Source organism: Candidatus Symbiopectobacterium sp. NZEC135 (genome assembly GCF_025962695.1).
The window spans coordinates 1-877 of record NZ_JAGFPF010000868.1; the positions used below are offsets into that span (position 1 = coordinate 1).

The following is an 877-nucleotide window of genomic DNA, read 5'->3' on the forward strand; positions in this document are numbered from 1 at the left end:
CAGCCCTGCCCCCGCTACCAGTGGAATAGTACGAATACGTTCCAGCATCGGCCGCAGATTATAGGCGGTGAACAGCACGCCGCCATCGTCCAGCGCCACCGACATACCGACCAGGTTACTCTCGGGCGCGCTACGTCCTCGATCGCTGGCTTTCAGCGCGCCCTTTTCTACCAGCAGCGCCTTCAGGCAAGGAACATCCATTTTGCACGCGGTATGACTTGGCCCAGACAACATCCAACCCGCGTTGTGATAGAGGATCTCGCCCTGCTTACTCATCACCAGAAACAGAGGTAACTCATCAGTTTTAGCCTGATTATCGCGTTTGAGCTGAGCGATCAGCGTAGAAGTATCGGTCAGCCGCGCTTGGGTGGCATGGTCATGGATATTGCCCAGTATGACGTCGCGTACATGGGTGCGGATCAACGTTTCACTCAATACGCTGAAGCCGACAATGCAGCACAGCACCATCAGCAAAAACAGAAACACCAGCGTAATAAACTGGCGAAACTGTGCGGTGCGAAGAAATACCGGATAACGGTTAGCGCCGTGCACGCACAAATGGCGAATTTTCTCACGCCATCCGTTAGCCGGCCATCTCAGCGCGGGTTCATTGTGTGCGCTACGCGGCATCCGTCTTTTCCACAGCGCCCAGGGCGTAGCCCAGCGATCGCAAGGTTTTGATCAGCGGCCGGGGAAAGCCTTTGTCGATCTTGGCCCGCAGCTTGGACATATGAACATCGATCAGGTTAGTCTGCGGATCGAAGTGATACCCCCAGACGCGTTCCAATAACAGTGTCCGTGTGATCACCTGCCCGGGGTTTTCCATCAAAATGATCAGCAGCTTGATCTCTTTATCGGTCAGATCGATGCGCTGCCC

General features: G+C 55.2%; 1 protein-coding gene and 1 pseudogene. Both read right to left on the minus strand.

Features of this window, described 5'->3' with window-relative positions:
* A pseudogene (locus J5224_RS31070) lies at positions 1–630 on the minus strand (sensor histidine kinase); the annotation flags it as partial.
* Positions 620–877, minus strand: a 258-nt coding sequence (locus tag J5224_RS31075) for a winged helix-turn-helix domain-containing protein (RefSeq protein ID WP_264628859.1), incomplete at its 5' end; no start/stop codon positions are given. The pseudogene J5224_RS31070 and the gene J5224_RS31075, both read right to left, overlap by 11 nt.